Annotated in this window: 15 protein-coding genes; 1 reads left to right on the top strand and 14 read right to left on the bottom strand. The window is 45.5% G+C overall.

The window, feature by feature from the left end; genetic code table 11:
- Positions 1 to 2: 2 nt before the first annotated feature.
- On the bottom strand, positions 3 to 1,388 hold the full coding sequence (gene mtaB, locus G588_RS0113890) for a tRNA (N(6)-L-threonylcarbamoyladenosine(37)-C(2))-methylthiotransferase MtaB (RefSeq protein ID WP_022779341.1): 1,386 nt from the start codon (positions 1,386 to 1,388) through the stop codon (positions 3 to 5).
- A gap of 90 nt (positions 1,389 to 1,478) precedes the next feature.
- Between mtaB and G588_RS0113885 the strand changes: the two genes are divergently transcribed.
- Entirely contained in the window at positions 1,479 to 1,709 is a 231-nt protein-coding gene (locus G588_RS0113885) for an HPr family phosphocarrier protein (protein WP_022775464.1), read from the top strand.
- Positions 1,710 to 1,831: 122 nt separating this feature from the next.
- Here G588_RS0113885 and thiI read toward each other — a convergent pair whose 3' ends face one another.
- From thiI to G588_RS0113820, 13 genes are all read right to left on the bottom strand, one after another.
- The gene (gene thiI / locus G588_RS0113880; protein ID WP_022779340.1) at positions 1,832 to 3,028 is read right to left on the bottom strand and encodes a tRNA uracil 4-sulfurtransferase ThiI; all 1,197 of its coding nucleotides are present in this window, start codon (positions 3,026 to 3,028) and stop codon (positions 1,832 to 1,834) included.
- Positions 3,029 to 3,063: 35 nt separating this feature from the next.
- A complete protein-coding gene (locus G588_RS0113875; protein WP_022779339.1) occupies positions 3,064 to 4,221 on the bottom strand; it encodes a cysteine desulfurase family protein in 1,158 nt (385 codons plus the stop codon).
- 58 nt (positions 4,222 to 4,279) lie between these two features.
- Positions 4,280 to 5,032 carry an RsmE family RNA methyltransferase gene (locus G588_RS0113870; RefSeq protein ID WP_022779338.1) on the bottom strand — a complete coding sequence of 251 codons (753 nt, stop codon included), beginning with the start codon at positions 5,030 to 5,032 and terminating at the stop codon, positions 4,280 to 4,282.
- Positions 5,032 to 6,069, bottom strand: coding sequence for a 50S ribosomal protein L11 methyltransferase (gene prmA / locus G588_RS0113865; RefSeq protein ID WP_022779337.1), 1,038 nt, complete (start codon positions 6,067 to 6,069; stop codon positions 5,032 to 5,034). Before prmA ends, G588_RS0113870 begins: the two co-directional genes overlap by 1 nt.
- A 333-nt stretch (positions 6,070 to 6,402) precedes the next feature.
- The gene (gene dnaJ, locus G588_RS0113860) at positions 6,403 to 7,587 is read right to left on the bottom strand and encodes a molecular chaperone DnaJ (protein ID WP_022779336.1); all 1,185 of its coding nucleotides are present in this window, start codon (positions 7,585 to 7,587) and stop codon (positions 6,403 to 6,405) included.
- A gap of 87 nt (positions 7,588 to 7,674) precedes the next feature.
- Entirely contained in the window at positions 7,675 to 9,558 is a 1,884-nt protein-coding gene (gene dnaK, locus G588_RS0113855; RefSeq protein WP_022779335.1) for a molecular chaperone DnaK, read from the bottom strand.
- Between the two features lie 68 nt (positions 9,559 to 9,626).
- Positions 9,627 to 10,325: a nucleotide exchange factor GrpE gene (gene grpE / locus G588_RS0113850; RefSeq protein ID WP_026668792.1), complete on the bottom strand. Its 699-nt coding sequence runs from the start codon at positions 10,323 to 10,325 to the stop codon at positions 9,627 to 9,629.
- Between the two features lie 63 nt (positions 10,326 to 10,388).
- Complete coding sequence (gene hrcA / locus G588_RS0113845; protein WP_035788579.1) at positions 10,389 to 11,441, bottom strand: heat-inducible transcriptional repressor HrcA; 1,053 nt, start codon at positions 11,439 to 11,441, stop codon at positions 10,389 to 10,391.
- Between the two features lie 225 nt (positions 11,442 to 11,666).
- A complete protein-coding gene (locus G588_RS0113840) occupies positions 11,667 to 12,464 on the bottom strand; it encodes a hypothetical protein (protein ID WP_022779332.1) in 798 nt (265 codons plus the stop codon).
- Entirely contained in the window at positions 12,457 to 16,572 is a 4,116-nt protein-coding gene (locus G588_RS20365; protein ID WP_022779331.1) for a S8 family serine peptidase, read from the bottom strand. The genes G588_RS0113840 and G588_RS20365 overlap by 8 nt, the downstream gene beginning before the upstream one ends.
- A gap of 74 nt (positions 16,573 to 16,646) precedes the next feature.
- A complete protein-coding gene (locus G588_RS0113830) occupies positions 16,647 to 17,018 on the bottom strand; it encodes a hypothetical protein (RefSeq protein WP_022779330.1) in 372 nt (123 codons plus the stop codon).
- A gap of 457 nt (positions 17,019 to 17,475) precedes the next feature.
- Complete coding sequence (locus tag G588_RS20360; protein WP_022779329.1) at positions 17,476 to 17,964, bottom strand: DUF6465 family protein; 489 nt, start codon at positions 17,962 to 17,964, stop codon at positions 17,476 to 17,478.
- Between the two features lie 151 nt (positions 17,965 to 18,115).
- Positions 18,116 to 18,886 (bottom strand): phosphatase PAP2 family protein, encoded by a 771-nt coding sequence (locus tag G588_RS0113820; RefSeq protein ID WP_196804986.1) that lies wholly within the window; start codon positions 18,884 to 18,886, stop codon positions 18,116 to 18,118.
- Between the last annotated feature and the right edge of the window lie 399 nt (positions 18,887 to 19,285).

The raw sequence follows: 19,285 nt of genomic DNA, 5'->3' as shown, positions 1-19,285 counted from the left end.
TTTTAAATAAGCAATGTATCAGAATTCAGAAACCCTGTCGGCACTACCGATGTTATCTCTCCGGTGACGCAGGGTATGCACAGAGGAGAATCAGAGGGAATGGCCACCTTGACATATCTGTCGCTGTGTCCCGTCATATATTTCCTGCCCTTGATCTCTTCCTCATCCTCCCAGAGGATCTCCAGTTTCTCGCCGATGAAGCTGTTTCTGTAGTTCTCGGCCTGGGTCTTGGTAAGATGCAGCAGTACATCACTTCGCGCACTCTTTTCCCTGTCTGTGAGCTGATCCTTCATGCCTGCGGCAACGGTGCCTTTTCTGGGAGAATACTTAAAGACATGCATCTCATAGAAATCAATGTCCTCGACAAACTTCCTGCACTCATCGAATTCCTCCTCTGTTTCGCCCGGGAAGCCCACGATGACGTCAGTTGTGATGGCAGGTCTGTCAAAATATTTTCTCAATATCTCAACGCCCTGTCTGAACTCCTCAGCTGTGTAGTGGCGGTTCATTCTCTTAAGGACGCTATCGCACCCGCTCTGGAGTGACAAGTGGAAATGAGGGCAGAGCTTATCCACCATGGACAGTCTCTTAACATTGTCCTCAGTCATGATCCTTGGCTCCAGGGAGCTTAATCTGATCCTTCTGATACCGGCGATCTCGTTGATATGCTCGATAAGGCTTATGAGATTCACATCCTTGTTCTCAAAATCGCTGCCGTAGGAGCTGACATGAATTCCGGTGAGGACCACTTCCTTGCAGCCCTTCTGAACAAGACCCTTGATCTCGTTTATTATCTCCTGCTGGTCTCTACTGCGAACTCTTCCCCTTGCATAAGGAATGACGCAATATGAGCAGAACTGGTTACATCCGTCCTGAATCTTAATATAAGCCCTCGTGTGTTCGGGAAGCTCTGACAAAAACATGCTCTCATACTCATGGGTGCTGTTGATGTCGATGATAGAAGTTCCTCCGAGAGTCTTATCATCGGCGGCCGCCTGCTCTCCGGCTCCGCATCTTGCTGCTCTTGTTTCCAGGTACTTGTTTAATATGTCAACGATCTCAGCCTTCTTGTTATTGCCGATGGCGAGGTCGATGCACTCATCCTTTTTGACACCCTCAGTGTCAGTCTCAACATAGCAGCCAACAGCCACTACAACGGAGTCCGGATTGTTCTTCTTGGACTTGTGCAGCATCTGTCTTGACTTTCTGTCTGCGATATTGGTAACCGTACAGGTATTGATGATATATATGTCTGCCTGCTCGGAAAAAGGCACGATCACAGCCCCTGCCTCCCTGAGGCGCTGGGCCATTACGTCCATTTCATAGCCATTAACCTTACAACCAAGATTGTGTAATGCAATTTTCAGATTATTAACGTTATTTAACATATGCTATTTTCTTTCCAAATCGGTCAATTTAGTCATTGACTTTTGTACTTTACACGTTTACTATAAAGAAAAGAAGGAGGTATTTGCGCAATGAAGACCGTAAAAATTTCTTTAAATTCAATCGATAAGGTAAAATCATTTGTAAACGATATTACGAAATTTGATTATGATTTCGATCTCGTTTCCGGAAGATACGTTATCGATGCAAAGTCTATCATGGGTATTTTCTCACTCGATCTTTCTAAGCCTATCGATCTTAACATCCATGCAGAAGACGGCGCAGATGAGGTTCTCGAAGTATTGAAGCCTTACATGATCTAATCTTTATGGATTAGATCTATTTTAAAAAGATATTCCAGACCATCAATCAATATCGGTTGATGGTCTTTTTTTGCCCATTGGCAGGTATATCTTCTTTAGTGTATCTTCATTAGGCTTTGTTTTTACAGTTCTATTACTTCATCAGTGTCAATCGCAGTCTGAACCAGTTCGTCGATCTTCTCGGCCAGAAGCTCCTCGTGCCTTCTGATAATGTCAGCTCTTGGCTTGGTTACAGGGTGCTTGGCAACGAAGATCGTGCAGCAGTCCTCGTAGGGAAGGATTGAAGTCTCGTACGCATCGATTTTTAACGAAATATCAACGATGTCCTGCTTATCAAAGGCAATGAGCGGTCTGTAAACAGGCATATCGGTAACAACTTCTCCTGTGCACATAAGTGAAGGCATAGTCTGAGATGCCACCTGTCCGATGCTCTCTCCGGTTACAAGTCCCATGCAGCCTGACTTATTGGCAAGCATATCAGCGATTCTCATCATATATCTTCTCATGATGATAGTAAGCTCGTCATGAGGACAGGTCTTATAGATGTACATCTGAATGTCGGTAAAGTTGATGACATGAAGCTTGACGCTTCCTGTGTACTTGGAAATAACCTTGGCAAGATCAACTACCTTCTGCTTGGCCATCTCGCTGGTGTAAGGGGGAGCATTGAAGTATACAGCCTCAATATCAACACCTCTCTTGGCGATCATATAGCCCGCAACAGGAGAATCAATTCCTCCCGACAAAAGAAGCATTGCCTTACCTGCAGTTCCTATCGGCATTCCGCCGGGCCCGGGGATAACCTCTGAGAAGATATTGAGCTTCTCTCTGATCTCTACATTGATAAGAACCTCAGGATTATGAACGTCAACCTTCATCTCCGGATAAGCATCAAGGATCTTGCCGCCAAGAGCTGCTGCCATCTCCATGGAATCAAGAGGATAGCTCTTGTCAACACGGCGGCATTTTACCTTGAAGGTCTTGTTCTTGTCCGGATATACTCCGGCTATAAAATCAATTACAGCCTGAGCTGTTCCCTCCAGATCCGGAAGGTGATTCTCATTGTCTCTCTTAATGGTAACCGCAGGAGCGATTCCGGTTACGCCAAATACGGTCTGAAGAGCGCCTACAGTCTCGTCAAAGTCAAAGTCCTCAGCCTCGATGTATACTCTTCCGGCAACCTTGGAAATATTGAAGGTTCCGTCGCACTTTTCAAGAACTCTCTTAAGCTGCTTAACAAGAGCATCCTCGAAGACGTATCTGTTTTTTCCCTTTAAGCCGATCTCGGCGTACTTGATGATAAAAGCATGGTACTGCATATTTTAATCCTCTTTTTTATAAAAAAACTAATGTATCAGTGTCTGTAGAACTGTCTCATGGTATCCACCTGCTCGCTAAGGGTATCCACAAGAAGATCAAGTTCCTCTTTGGTAGTCATGAATGACATACTAATACGGATTGTGGATTCAAGCAAGTCACTTTCAAGACCGATGGACTGAAGAGTGCCTGAAATGTGCGGATTATTGGAGGCGCAGGCGCTTCCTGCCGACACGTAGATTCCCTTGCTGCTGAGCATATTAAGTATGGTCTCGGCTGCCAGGCCTCTGATGGATACGCTCACGATATGGGGCGCTCCGTCTCTTCCTTTGGGGCCGTTGATCTTGATGTCGGTCAGCTTATCATTAAGCGACTTCACAAGATACTCTTTGAGCTCATAGAGCTTGTCCTTCTCTGCCTTAAGATGTTCGTCGCACATTTTGGCAGCCAGGGCCATTCCTGCGATTCCGGGCACGTTCTCGGTGCCGGATCTCATGCCCTTTTGCTGACCTCCGCCGTAGTTGATGGGAGTGATCTTGGTTCCCTTTTTGATATACAAAAAGCCGATTCCCTTGGGGCCGTGGATCTTGTGGCTGCTGACAGCAAGAAGATCGATATTCATTCTTCTTGGTCTTATCTGAAGCTTACCATAGGCCTGCACCGCATCTACGTGGAAGTAGGTGTCGGGGTTAATGGATTTGATCAGCTTACCTGCCTCTTCTATGGGCATCACAGAGCCTATCTCGTTGTTAACAAACATCATCGAAACAAGGATCGTGTCCTTCCTGATGGCATTTTTCAGATCCTCAAGGCTGATGACACCTTCCTCATTAACAGGAAGATAGGTTATCTCAAAGCCCTCTTTTTCCAGATATCCGCAGGTCTCATATACCGCAGGATGCTCAACAGAGGTGGTGATAATATGCTTGCCACGCCACTTGTTAGCCCTTGCCACACCGATTATTGCTGTGTTGTCTGACTCCGTTCCTCCGGAGGTAAAAAGAATCTCTGAGGGCTCGCACTTCAAGGTGGCTGCTATAGTCTCCCTGGCGCCGTTAACCCTGTCGTAGGCCATATGTCCCATATGATGGACGCTGGAAGGATTGCCGTATTCTTCTGTCATAACCTTAACCACCAGGTCTGCGACTTCATCGAAGACTCTCGTGGTTGCTGAATTGTCTAAATATGCTTCCATTGCTGTAATATTCCTTGTAATGATGATTTAAATTGTATCGTTACCCTTTTTGGCTATGTCATCCCTCGAGATGATACATAAGCCAGGAAATGATAGTGAATCCCGCAGTTTCTGTTCTGAGGATTCTCTTTCCAAGTGTTATGGGTTTAATATCGTTATTTCTGCAGAGCTCTATCTCCTCATCGGAAAATCCTCCTTCAGGGCCGATAAAAACGGCTATGTCCTGTCCGGGCTTTATTCCCTCTATGAGCTTCTTGGTCTCATCGATGTGCTCTGCATTCTCATAGGGAATGAGCTTTACAGCCATGTCCTTGCAAAATTCCACTGCCTGCTTCATGGTCATTGGCATAGCGACCTCAGGGATAATAGCTCTCTTACTCTGCTTGGCCGCTGCCTCGGAGATAGCCTGCCAGCGTTTGATCTTGGACTGAGCCTTTTTCTCATCCAGCTTAACAACACATCTCTTGCTGGCCATGGGGATTATCTGATAGGCGCCAAGCTCCACAGCCTTCTGAATGATAAGTTCCATCTTATCAACCTTGGGAAGTCCCTGAAACAGATAGATCCTTGAAGGCAGCTCGTTCCCCACTTCTTCAACGAAGCAGAGGTTACCTATTACATGGCTGTCGTCTATTTCTTCTATCTCGTAAAAAAGCTCTTTTCCCTCCTCATCATCTCTGATGCTGACGGAAAACTGCTCCCCGGCCTTCATACGAAGGACATGGGCTATATGATTGTAATCTGCGCCTGTTATCTCCACCTTCTTATAATCCGGTGTGAGCTGGCTGCTTTCCACAAAGAAATGATACATCAGTTTTTCCTCGAAGTGATGGATACCCAGTCGCCCTGATGATGGATCTCGAGAATCTCAAGTCCTGCATCAAGATGTGCCTTTTTGACCTCTTCTTCCTTGGTATTGATAATTCCGGAAGTAATATAGATTCCGCCGCTCTTAAGCTGCGCAAGGATGACAGGGGTAAGTGGCACAAGGACGTTGGCCAGAATATTGGCAACAACGATATCGTACTTGTCGTACCCTACTTTGTCCTGAACCTGCTTATCATCGATGATATTTCCGATCATCATGTCGAACTTGTCGGCAGCAATGCCGTTGTTCTCCATATTCTCTTTTACAGCCGGAACTGCACACTTATCAAGGTCAGTGCCTACAGCGTGCTTCGCTCCAAACATAAGGGCAAGGATGGAGAGAACTCCGCTTCCTGTTCCTACGTCCAGAAGCTCTGTATCCGGGGTTACATACTTTTTGAGCATTCTGATGCAGAGCTGAGTGGTCTCATGCATACCGGTTCCAAAGGCTGTTCCGGGATCGATGTGGAGCACCATCTCTGCCTTATTCTTATCCTCCTCGTTCTCCTTCTCCCAGGAAGGGATAACAAGGATGTCATCTATATAAAATTTGTGGAAGTACTGCTTCCAGTTATTGATCCAGTCAATGTCTTCAGTTACGTCAACAGATATGGTGCCGTCTCCGATATCAGAAAACTCTTTGAGCTCATCCAGCTTCTCCCTGATCTGAGCCTGCATCTCCTCGGGAGTCTTCTTAACCTTAACGTAGTTTCCGTCCTCATCAGGCTCCTCAACTGTGAGCATGTTCTCATCATCTATCTCAAGGAAAAAATTGAGATAGGCAACTCCGCTCTCTATTCCTGTATCAGTCTCATCCGGCTCTAGCTCGGGAGCATCAATGAACATCTGCTCCTTATCCTGGGCAGTGAGAGGGGCATTATCCTCAATCTGTGCTCCTTCAAGACCTATATCCTCAAGGTAGCTGACAATGATATCCTCTGATTCTTCATTTGTACGTACTCTAAAACGCATCCATTTCATAATTAAAGCCCTCAAATAGTTTGATGATTGTTTTAATAAACGGTAATCCGTTTTTACACTCATAAGTATAATATAAATCCAGCCAACGAAGTATAGCACATATATCAAAACTTTACCATTTAAATAAATGTAAACTTAAATCCGTGTAAGACCTGTTTGCAAAAATACGTAGTTCTCGGACGAGTAGGATGATTTACAAAATGAAAAAATGCGGGGGTGCTGACTGTTCTGAACGAAGCTGAAAGGAAGCACTCCCACATTTTTGAGTTTTAGTAAATCACCACGCAGACGAAAACAAGCATTTTTGCAAATAGGTCATACGCGGATTTCATATCACTTACCGAAAAAGCCCTTTTTCTTCTTTCCGCCGGATCCGTCTGAGGGTCCCTTGTCGTCGCTGCCCAGGATACGGTCAGCTGCTGTAAGGGAATCGCCGGTTTTCTCATCGAACTGCTTAAGAATCTCCTTGGCTTCCTTGGAAATCTTCTCAGGAACCTGAACAACGAGGGTCACATAATGGTCACCTCTGACTTCCTTATCACGAAGTGAAGGAACACCCTTGCCACGAAGTCTTACTCTGGTGTCTGTCTGGGTTCCGGGCTTAACATCATAAGCAACCTTGCCATCCACGGTATCTATGATAACGGTTCCACCAAGTGTTGCAATAGCAAAGGACATGGGAACTACGGAATAGATATCATAGCCTTCTCTCTGGAAAATAGGATGATCTGATACAACAACTTCAACAAGAAGATCTCCTCTTGGTCCGCCGTTGATGCCGGGCTCACCCTTATCTCTTATTCTTACGCTCTGGCCGTTATCGATACCTGCGGGAATAGTGACCTTGATCTTCTTCCTGCTGGCGATATAGCCGGTGCCGTGACAGTCGCTGCACTTGTCCTTGATAACCTTACCGGTTCCGCTACATTCAGGACAGGTCTGAACATTTCTGACTGTTCCGAAGAAGGACTGCTGAGTATAGACAATCTGTCCCTTACCTCCGCACTTGGAGCAGGTCTGAGGCTGAGTTCCGGGCTTAGCGCCGGTGCCGTGGCAGGTAGGGCATGGATCCTTAATTGTAAGCTCCAGCTCCTTCTCACAGCCAAATACGGCCTCCAGGAAGGTGATCCTTACGCTGGCACGAAGGTTAGCCCCCTTGGAGGGACCACTTCTTGCTCCGCCTCTTGCTCGTCCGCCTCCGAAGAAGTCTCCGAAAATATCTCCGAAAATATCTCCGAAATCAGCACCGTTAAAATCGAAACCGCCGCTGAAGGGATTGCCGCCGCCTTCAAAGGCTGCATGTCCAAACTGATCATACTGACGTTTCTTCTCAGGATCGGAAAGAACTGCATAGGCCTCTGATGCCTCTTTGAATTTATCGGCTGCAGCCTGGTCTCCGGGATTCATATCGGGATGGTACTTCTTAGCCAGGACTCTGTATGCTTTTTTAATCTCATCCTCGGTAGCGCTCTTGCTGACACCGAGAACCTCGTAATAATCGCGCTTCTGTTCTGCCATATTACTCCTAATCTACATCTATGCTCATCGTGATATACACATTGCTCCGCTGACGCTTTCGCAATGCTACATATTATACCACTAAGGTTATACTTCCCTGTAGTCACCGTCAACTACGTTGTCATCGTTAGATGATGAGCTGGAAGAAGCACCGCCCATATCAGGGCCTGCTGCACCACCCATGTTAGGGCCTGCACCTGCTGCTCCCTGAGCATTCTCATACATCTTGGCAAAGAGTGCCTGAGCATCATTCATGAGCTTCTCCTTCTGGCTCTTAAGAGAATCAATCTCAGAGTCTGAAAGCTCCTTATCCTTGGTCTGCTCAAGAGTTTCCTTGAGAGCCTTGATATCATCCTCTACTGTCTGCTTCTGAGAAGCATCGATCTTGTCGCCTACATCCTGAAGTGCCTTCTCTGTCTGGAATACAAATGAGTCAGCATCGTTGCGGGCATCAATGCCTTCCTTACGCTTCTTGTCCTGAGCCTCATACTCCTGAGCCTCTTTTACAGCCTTGTCGATATCTTCGTCAGACATGTTGGAGCCTGCTGTGATGGTGATGTGCTGCTCCTTACCTGTTCCAAGATCCTTAGCTGATACATTAACGATACCGTTTGCATCGATATCGAAGGTAACCTCGATCTGAGGGATTCCTCTCATTGCCGGAGGGATTCCGTCAAGTCTGAACTGTCCAAGGGACTTATTATCCTTGGCAAACTGTCTCTCACCCTGAAGTACGTTGATATCTACAGCTGTCTGGTTGTCAGCGGCTGTTGAGAATACCTGGCTCTTCTTGGTAGGAATAGTTGTATTTCTCTCGATAAGTCTTGTAGCAACACCACCCATTGTCTCGATTGAAAGTGAAAGAGGTGTTACGTCAAGAAGGAGGATATCACCTGCACCTGCATCGCCGGCAAGCTTACCACCCTGGATACCTGCACCAATAGCTACGCACTCATCGGGGTTAAGGCTCTTGGAAGGCTCCTGACCTGTGAGCTGCTTAACCTTCTCTACTACGCAGGGAACACGAGTTGATCCGCCAACAAGGAGAACCTTGCCAAGATCTGCGTTTGTAAGACCTGCATCCTTCATAGCGTTCTGTACGGGAATAGCTGTTCTCTCAACGAGATCGTGAATGAGCTCCTCAAATTTAGCTCTTGTAAGATCTACATCGAAGTGCTTAGGGCCGTCAGCGCCTGCTGAAATGAAAGGAAGGTTGATGTTGGTTGTTGTGGCTGATGAAAGCTCCTTCTTAGCCTTCTCTGCAGCTTCCTTAAGTCTCTGCATAGCCATCTTGTCGCCTGAAAGGTCAACGCCTTCCTTGTTCTTGAAATCCTGAACCATCCAGTTGATGATAGCCTGGTCAAAGTCATCACCACCAAGATGTGTATCACCGTTGGTTGAAAGAACTTCGATAACGCCGTCACCGATGTCAATGATTGATACATCGAATGTACCACCACCAAGGTCATATACCATGATCTTCTGCTCTTTTTCGTTATCAAGACCATAAGCAAGAGCTGCTGCTGTAGGCTCGTTGATGATTCTCTTTACCTCAAGGCCTGCAATCTTGCCTGCATCCTTGGTTGCCTGACGCTGTGCGTCATTGAAGTAAGCGGGAACTGTGATAACCGCCTCTGTAACTTTTTCGCCGAGATACTGTTCTGCATCAGATTTAAGCTTCTGAAGGATCATAGCTGAAATCTGCTGAGGAGAATACTTCTTGCCATCAATTGTACGGCCATGGTCTGTACCCATGTCTCTCTTAATTGATGCGATTGTGTTGTCTGCGTTGGTAACTGCCTGACGCTTAGCAGGCTCACCTACGATTCTCTCTCCGTTCTTTGTGAAAGCAACGATTGAAGGTGTTGTTCTTGCGCCTTCTGCGTTGGCAATAACGGTGGGCTTACCACCTTCCATAACTGCTACGCAGCTATTGGTTGTACCAAGGTCGATACCGATTATCTTACTCATGTTTTTTTCCTCCGTTTTACTTAATCAAATGTTTTAATCTATTCGAACCACTCCGCCGGTTAAATTTCTTACTGAGCAACAGCTACCATACTGTGTCTGAGTACGGTGTCGTGGAACATATATCCCTTTTGAAGTTCCTGTGCAACAAATCCGGATTCGTATTCCGCACTCTCAACCTGCATTACTGCGTTGTGAAGGTTGGGATCGAATTCCTTACCCACAGCCTCAATCGGGGTTACTCCAAGGTCCTCCAGCTGCTTGATAAGCTGCTTGTAGATCTTGTTCATGCCGTCTGCGAATGCTCCCTCTTTCTCTTCCTCGGGAACTGCCGCAAGGCCTCTCTCAAAGTTATCTATAACGGGAAGAAGCTTCTCAAGGACGTTACCCTGGCCCTGTTCAAACATCTGAGCCTTCTCCTTGTCAGTTCTCTTCCTGAAGTTCTCGAACTCAGCCATCTGTCTGATGAGCTTATCATTGAGTTCGTCAACTTTCTCCTTAAGGGGATCCTTTTTGTCTTTCTTGCCAAACAGGCCCTTTTTCTTGGGTTCCTCACCCTCTGCGGATGCTTCATCAGAAGTTTCTTCTGCCTGAGCCTTATCTGCTGCGGGCGCTTCCTTGGCTACTTCCTCAGCAGCTGCTTTACCTGCAGCTTCCTCAGCTGTCTCATCCTTGCTCTTCTGGCCTGAAGACTTCTCTGACCCAGCCTTTTCATTGGCCTCATTCTCGAGTTCCTCCATTATGTTCTCAAGGATCTCTTTTTCACTCATGGTTTTCTTCTTGTCATGAGCTGCCTTGTTATCTGTATTTCCCAAAACCTTTGCCTCCTATTGCTAGTTCTTTTTATATAAATCATCAAGTGCATGTCTCATATTCTTAAGTGTTGTGATGACCTTATCATAATCCATACGCTTGGGGCCGATGATTCCGACGGTTCCCTTCATTCCGTCGCCCAGCTCATATGTGGCGGTTACCACGCTGCAGTCCTTCATGGCCTGAACCGGTGTCTCATTGCCGATATAGACCTGAATGCCTGTCTCCTCGCCTTCGTTGGCAAGGGTTCCTTCCACGATACTCGACAGATCCTTGGTATCCTCGAAGGTACTTATAAGCTCGCTGGCCTTGGCGTTGTCTGTAAGCTCCGGATATTTGAAAATGTTCATTGTGCCGCTGGTGTAGATCTGAAGGTCCTCATCCGCTGTTATGGACTCGGCAGCTGCATCAATGACGTTGCCTATGATCTCGCTGTGTATTCCGGCTTCCTGCTTGACTGCTGCTATAAGTCCCAGGTTGATGTCCTCAACTGCAAGACCGTCAAGTCTTGTATTCAGCAGAATGTTAAGCTTGAGCATTGTGGCATCATCCAGAACCTCTTCAACAGCGATGATCTTGTTCTTGATCACGTTGCCCTCGATTACGATGGTGGCCAGAAGGTGTTCTTCGTCAACCTTGGAGATCTGAATGAACTTCAGCTTGTTCTTCCTGATCTGAGGAGCCGATATCATGGTGGCGTAGTTGGTATCCACAGCCAGTGTCTTGGCTACCTGCTTAAGGAGATTTTCAAGCTTCTCCTCTTTATCAAGGAGCATTTCCTTCATGTTCTCCACTTCTTTTTCCTTGTCGCGGAGCATCTCATCCACATAGACTCTGTAGCCCTGATCCGAAGGAATACGTCCGGCTGAAGTGTGGGGCTGAAGTATAAGGCCCATCTCTTCAAGGTCCGCCATCTCGTTCCTGATGGTGGCTGAGCTGAGGTTAAGATCCGTATACTTGGAAATAGTACGGCTCCCCACAGGCTCTCCGGTCTCTAAGTAGTTCTTCACTATGGCATGAAGTATTTTTCTTTTTCTCTCATCCAGTTCCAAATTGTTCACCTTCCTATGCATTTTGCGCTTAAATTCATTGGCAGGTATGTTAGTCTTTTTAATGTGTTAGCACTCACGTCATATGAGTGCTAACATCTTCTGTATCATAAATTATCACTATGGGCTATCAATGTCAACCATGTATTTATAAAAAAATAGTTAATGTTTATTGTCTAAAACGCCGCAAAAAGGGCCTGCCTCCTATTCAGAGACAAGCCCTTTTATAATCTTTACGGATAAATCAGATTAGAAAATTCCGAAGAGTTTTACAATTGTTACAAACTTGATGTTTGACTCTTTTGAGTAAATAATCTCATCACCGTTTTTCTGGTATGCAACAACCTTGTAATAATATGTTGTTCTGTTGGCAACCTTGGAATCATAGAATGATCTTCTGTTACCTACATCTCCAACCTGAACGAACTCACCATTCTTGCCTGTTCTGCGATAAATAAGGAATCCGTCAGCATTGTCATCCCTGGTCCAAAAAACCTTTGCGCCGAGGATTGTCTGGCTTACATACTCAAGCGTAGGATCGATGATATTTCCTTTACCTACATTGAAGGTGTCCTCGATTGTCACATCTTCAAGAAGAACTTCGTCTTCATTGTTAAGTGTGATAACTTTGGTCTTGATAACTGTATCCTGAGCTACGAGTCCCTTTGCAACATTGAAGGTAAGTGTCAGAAGTGTTCTGTCAGCCTTAACTGCATTGTCGCCTACAAATGCGATAGAAAGTCCTGTCTCATCGCCGTCTGTGTAGTTCTTGTTTACGTCGCTCTCTCTAAAAATTCCGTTTACACTGCTCTTAGCAAGGCTAAGCACTTCGGGATCGTATAAAACTGCGATCTGTCCGTCGGTTGCTTTTGTTTTCTCAATCTTAAGCTTATATACAATCTTCTGATTGTCAGGCAATCCTGATAATTCTGCCACTGTGCGAACAGGAGCTGCTTCTGCAGCCTTTACGGATTTAGCAGGCATGCCGGCAAAAAGAACGATTGCTGTTAAAGCTGCAACAGCTGCTCTTTTAAATAATTTATTCATTAGTTGATCCTCCTACTTCCTCGGCTACTTCGATTTCTTCGACTTCTTCCAGAACTCCGTCCTCAGATGGTTCTTCTGAAATGTCAACTATTGAGTCTTCATCATCATCTGCTCCGCCGTAATCCCTTACTGTAACCCAAACTGTTGCTGTAAGGTTCTTTCCATCCTTATCTGTTGCTTTCGTGGTAACAAGGATGGTGCATCTGCCTTCCTTAAGTGCTGTTACTGTACCGTTCTCACTTACAGTTGCAACAGACTCGTCTGAGCTTGTGAACTCAACTGCGTCATAACCTTTCTCAAGGTTCTCGGGACCTACTGTAACTTTGATGAGTGCTCTGTTTCCTACATCAAGGTCCATCTCCTCGCTCTCAACGGTGAGGCTTGTTACGAACTGAGTTGTCTCTGTATCCTTCTCGGCAGGTGTGAACTTATATATGCAGGTATTAAGCGCATAGTCATAAACCTCTACATAGAATTCTCCATCGGGAACCTTGATTGTAAGAGTCTGATCTTCGCCTTTAACCTTCTGGTTTACTGCATATTTGCCAACAGTCACGAAGTTCTCATCAAGAACCATAACTGCTGCCGCATAGCGGTTATCGGTAACAACGACATTCATTGTTCCGTCTTCATTTGCTGACATCTCTGCGATATCCGGATCCTCGTTATCAATAGCAAATGAGTATCCGATGCTTAATCCCTTACCGGTAAGTGTGCTGATATCATCAACACCATCATAGTAGCTGGGTACTGCTGTAAGCTTAACTTCAACCTCTGTGTCATCAGGAAGAGGATTGCCCTCAGCATCTGTACCTGTCCACATAAGATCCTGAGACTGAAGGTTGTTTGTCCACTGCTGCTGGTAAACGAAGGAAGCGTAGTTCTCGTCTTCCTGCTTCTGGAAGTATACTTCACCGGTCTTCTTGTTGCTGATTGTAGTTACCAGTCTGCTTGCATTTCTGATAAGAGTGTAATAGAAGCTGCCAAGAGCTGTTCCGTTGGATGCACTAAGTGCAAGTCTGTCGGCAATGTACTCATCATCAGTAGCGATCAGGTTAGGAACAAAGAAGTACTCATTTTCCTCATCTGTATCTCCGTAAGGGAAGAATGAGAGGAAGTTGGTTGCTGAAACTCCACTGTAGATATATGCATTACTTGCATATTCCTTATCATATTTGCCAAGGTAGAAGTCATAATCCTCGAACATAGAGGAATCGCCCCAGTTTCCATAGAATGCAAGGAAAGGAACTGAAAGAGTTACATTACCCTTAGCATATACATATCCGTCTACATACATACCGTTTTCAAATCCGGCAAGGTACTCTCTGTCTTCTGCTGACAGTTTGATTGAAACATTAACATTGGTTTTATCTTCAACAACTGCTGCCTTAAGTGCGGTGTCAGCAACTACTTTGCCGCCCTTAATGAACTGTTTGCCGAAGAGATATACGTCCTTGGTATTTACAACACCGTCGTTGTTGAAATCAAAATAATCCGGGCAAGCTTCAAGAGCAGGAAGAACAACAGAGCCGTTTACAGCCTTAAGGAAAGGAACACGGTCTTTTTTGTTAACCTTGCCGTCGCCGTTAAGGTCATATACGAGCTTGGTCTTGTCTGCCTTAAGAGTTACTGTAGGATTAAGCTTGTGTGATGATCCTACAAAGTATTTGATTCCTGACTCCTCATAGAGCTCTTCTGTAAGAACAGATGCATCAAGTACATAGTACTGAGGGACATCAGAAAGGTTGTAAAGGTCAAATGAGAAGCTGTAAGCGCCGTTCTTCTTGGGATCATCGCCAAGAACTGCCTTAACCTTACCATCATTGCCTTCCTTAGCACCAACAAGAGCATATACAGGTGATGTTACAGCGTTATATACATTGGCAAGACCTGCACCCTGTGATCTGGGAGAAACCTCAGGATTCTCAGGATCATTGTCCTCGTGAAGAGGTACTGCGGTTGCCATAATAAGTGACTGTGCAAGTGTACGTACGGATAATCCGTTCTTCTCTGCAAGTCCGTTCTCTCTGATGTACTGCTCAACAAGTGCGCTCTGTCCTGTAACTGAAGGAGCTGCCATTGAAGTTCCGCTCATGAGACCGTAATCGCCGTTATCGATAGTTGAGTAGATGTTTCCACCGGGTGCTGTGATCTCAGGCTTGAGGTCAAGAGTTCCCGGAACACCGTAGGATGAGAAGGAGCTCATTGTGTAGCCGTCAGCTGCGTTGTAGTTGGTAGCTGCGTTATATACAACCTTGAAGGTTCCTTCATATACACCCTCAGCAACTTCTTCGGAAAGTGCTGCAACAGCCTCTCCCTCTGCAAGAGTGATGGATACGCAAGGAATAACTGCCTTGCTTCCCTGAAGTGTCATGCTGATAGTGCCGGGCTGATTGTTGTAGATTACAGCTGCAACAGCGCCTGCGTTCTCAGCGTTCTGCTGCTTCTCACCGAATGTGATGCCACCACGCTGAACGAATACAACCTTACCCTTAACATCAACGCCGTCGTAATCTTCAGGAGTACCCTTGGCAGCAAGAAGAACGTAAGGATACTCTGTTCCGTTCTGATCTGCTGATGTATCAAGTGTTCTGAACTTAGGTGCAAGTGTGTCATTACCATCGTTGTAGAAGATCTTAGCACCGTCTTTTGTCTCAAAGTAGTTGGCTGTGATTCCGCTGTTGTTGGCACTGGCTACTGTGAGAGCGTTGTAATAAGATCCGGGAGATCCTACTGTATCCTGGTTAACATCCTTTGAAAGGTTAACACCATAAGGTGAGCTGTCTGCCCAACGTCCGGAGTTACCTGCGGAAATGGATACAACAGTGCTGGTTCCCTGAAGCTTGTCAAAGATATCATTGATATACTGCTCTGAATCAGCTGAATATCCGGCAACGGATGAACCAAGTGAAAGGTTAACAACGTCAGCCTTAAGAAGGATAGCATCCTCGATAGCTGCCATGTAATCATCACTGTATGCACCACCGTTGGTTCCGAATACCTTCATGGTGATGAGCTGTGCATCGGGAGCGATACCTACAACACCTACTGCCTGCTGAGCGAAGCCTGTCTCTGTAACTGCGCTTGGTACATAGGCATTGGCAGTAGCGATACCGGATACGTGTGTTCCGTGGTCACCCTGCTCATCGTTATCATGTGTGATATCAAGGTTCTTGTCTACATAGTTATATGCAAAAGCAATCTTGTCATTTACAAAGAGCTGGTCAGCTGTAAGTTCAACTGCCTTTTCTTCATCATCACCCTTGCTCATCTTGGAAGCATTAAGATTAGGAAGAACAGTGGCAATCTCTTCTGCTGTAAGAAGTGAGTAATCCTCAACTGTTTTGCCTGCCTTCTGAGCTGTCTCTGCAAGATGCGCATCAAAAGCTGCGCTGTCAAAAGAAGGGTGATCAGAATCGATACCTGTATCGATAATTGCAATTCTTGTGCCGGCACCGGTATAGCCGTTAGCCCATGTTGAATAGCTTCCAACCATATCTCCGGAAGTAATTGTCATGGGATCTGCTGACATAAGAGGCTCGTACTGCTGAGCAACATATACTGCAGCAACGCCGTCTACTTCTTTGATCTTCTCAATATCGCCGTATGCTACATCTGCTGATACAGCATTGGTGAGAATTGAGAAATTGAAGTTAACATCAAGTTTGTCTCCGTCAAGAGCTTCCTCTTCGATCTTCTCAACAGTGCTCTCCTGTTCACTGAGGATATTATCGGAAAGAGTCATGGCCGCGTCATTTTCAGCAAGATCTGCAGTATCAAAGCCTGCATCAATTACGCTGTCGCCCTCCATAACGATAATTACACGGGTCTGCTCGTCGGGATCATGCTTGGTGGCATCTACATCCTCAAGCTTACCCTCAAAGACATCTTTGGATGTCTCCAGGCCGACCTTGGCAGGATCAACCTTTTCCATTACAGGAACTTCACTAAGTTCCTCTTCTTCGCCTGTCTCTTCTAATACTACTTCTTCAAAGAGCTCTTCAGCGTCGTCGCCTGAAGCAGCTGAAGCTGTAACTGCTGGTGATAATGCCAGTGATGCACTAAGGATCACAGCCAGCGCTTTTTCAGGGCACATTTTTTTCTTCATACACTTTCTCCTCCGTCGTTAGTATAGTAGTGCTTTATAAAAATGCATCGATAGCGGTCTCAAACTAAATAGGATTACTTAGTATATGAAGTTACCGGTGCAGCTTTATCAACGGTTGGGTGAAGAGCTTCCATAACCTTGACTTTCTCAACAATAGGAAGATCCTCGATCTTTTTTCTAATGGAGGTACTTACGATGGCCACTGCTGCGTGACCTCTGACATCAAATCTGGATACCTCAAGCAGATCCCCTGAAAGGACCTTGTTCTCGATGGTCTCTATGCCATTTTCGATGCTGATGTCCCCGGAAAAGACGATGTAGACATGCTCCCGGACAGTCTCAGATGTACTGTCGCCGACGGATTTTTCGAGATTAAGCCTGTTTTCATCCTTAAAAGCCTCAGAGGACGCACCTCTTTTGACCTTCTCAAAGGAAGCTTTAATCATAAAAACACCTCCACACAAACTCTTTCCATGACTTATTGCATCTAATGTACCTGCAACAAACGCTTAGTTCTCCAAATTATCAGAATAATATTCGGCCCGGTGACATTTTAAAGCGTAATGCGATTTAAAGCGTTGGCCTTTTATCACTTCTATGTGTTAAAGCGTTTGGAGTACAATATCCCCATCTGCAAAAAGTTAATTTTAAGTTTAAGTTTGACACTGTGCAATGTCAAGTCTTTTCTTAATAAATTCTCCTTGTATTGAATTGTAATATGGGTATTCTTCGGCGATATCGCCTCTGCCAACGAATGTGGCATGTCGCCCTGACCAGGGCCTAAGATCTATTCTATCAGGAGATTGTGAACATTCTGTGATTGGGGTCTGACCCCAATTTTTTTTAAGAAAAAAGAGGCGCCCACGGATGTGAGTGCCTCTGAATATATATCGGGATTGAACATTACAGATCGTAGCTGCCCTGTACCTTGTTGTCCATTACGAAGTAAACCTTGTTCTCCTCAGGCTTAACATAAAGATTGATCTTCTTAACAGCCTCAGCGTCTCCGCCCATATCGTACTGGAATTTGTTCTTGGCATTCTGTACAAGATCTGCATAGGATACAGCTCTGTCGCCATACTGAAGAACGATGTTGGTCTTAACATCTTCCTTGGGAGCTACTGCCTTCTTGGTAGCGGGCTTCTTGGCTGCTGTAGCCTTCTTAGCTGCAGGCTTGGTCTCCTTCTTAACTGTAGCCTTCTTGGGCTCAGCCTTCTTGGCTGCTGCAGGCTTCTTAGCTGCGGGCTTCTTAGCTGCAGGCTTCTTGGCTTCTACCTTGGTCTCTTTCTTCTCAGCCTTAGGTGCCTCTGCCTTAACTTCAGCCTTCTTAACTACTACAGTAGCTGCTGCAACAGGTTTAACGGTGCTATCTGTCTTCTTAATCTCTGCCATTTTTGTTCTCCTCCTCATAAAATCGCATTTGATTTAATCAGCTCGTTAAAACACTAAAGTGATTACGAAATAGAGTTTACTCCCTTTAATCCGCATTGTCAACGCATCCGCTGACAAAACATCTCAATTTGTTCAACATCCATGCGCTCTTTCAGTCCGCTTCCTCTGTTTTTCCTATAAAAAGAGCGCTATAGAACTCTGTTATGGTTGCGGAAATCAGTAAGCCTCCGAGAATATCGGTTATCCAATGAACTCCTGCCAGTATCCTTCCTATAACCGCAACGAACATGATAAAGCGTGCGCATGTTTCAAGGCCTTTGCGAAGCTTGGCCCTGTCTCCTGAGATAAATACCGAAGAAGCTGCGCCTTTTTTCTCATCAAGGTTCTTGACACTGACATCCTTCACATACTTGCCCTCTCCTTCAAATACCTTTCTCCAGAAAAGAACAGCTGTTGACAGTATCGTGCAGATAACCATGGTGTGAGTGGAAGGAAATGATGCCTCCAGCTCAGTCTCACCGGGCACCAGTACCGGCCTGTAGTTAAGGGGCACTTTGTCAAAAAAGACATATAGTACCATAACCACAACATACACCAGCGCCAGTCCGTAGATCTTCTTATCAACTTTGAAAAGACTCTTTCCCTTCACCAGCTGAATAAGTCCCAGCACTGCAAATCCTGCCGCAACAAGAATTGCAATAAGCATTGCGACATCTGTTATCTTGTCAAAAAGAGAGTTGTAACCAAATATTCCCGCCATCTTGCCGTTAATCTTGGAAAAGCCCACCACTGTATCATTTGGTCCTATGGGCGCCTTGTCCACATTCATAACAAGCAGAGTATAAATAACGGTAATGATAAGGTATACGAAGGCAGCCTTGATCCCCTCTGCCCCGATCTGAATCTTCACTTCTTTTTTCATACTCTTAATATCTCCGTCCTCAAATATAATGATGTAGGTGTCAAAAGTACCTTTTGACACCATATGATATACGAATTGCTCCATGACTAAAGTCATTTTCGCAATTCTGCAAATATTCGGAAACCGCTAATTTACTGCGTAAATTGCTTATTCCTCATATTTGTTCGGGTCATAAAGTCAAAATGCTTAACATGCAAGCATGTACGCATTTTTGACTTTTGACCCCATATCATATAATAGATTACTTTCTGTATTCCTTCTCCACGAATTCACGGAGCTTGACCATTGCTCTCTCAACCTTCTCGGTGTCGATGCAGTAAGCCATGCGGAAGTATCCCGGTGCTCCGAAGCCGTCGGCAGGAACAAAAATGAGATCGTAGTCCTTGGCCTTCTTGCAGA

The sequence above is a fragment of the Butyrivibrio sp. AE3009 genome, from assembly GCF_000420845.1.
GTDB lineage: Bacteria > Bacillota > Clostridia > Lachnospirales > Lachnospiraceae > Butyrivibrio.
Note: the sequence above shows the minus strand (reverse complement) of the source record. Positions and strands in the feature narration are given on the sequence as shown.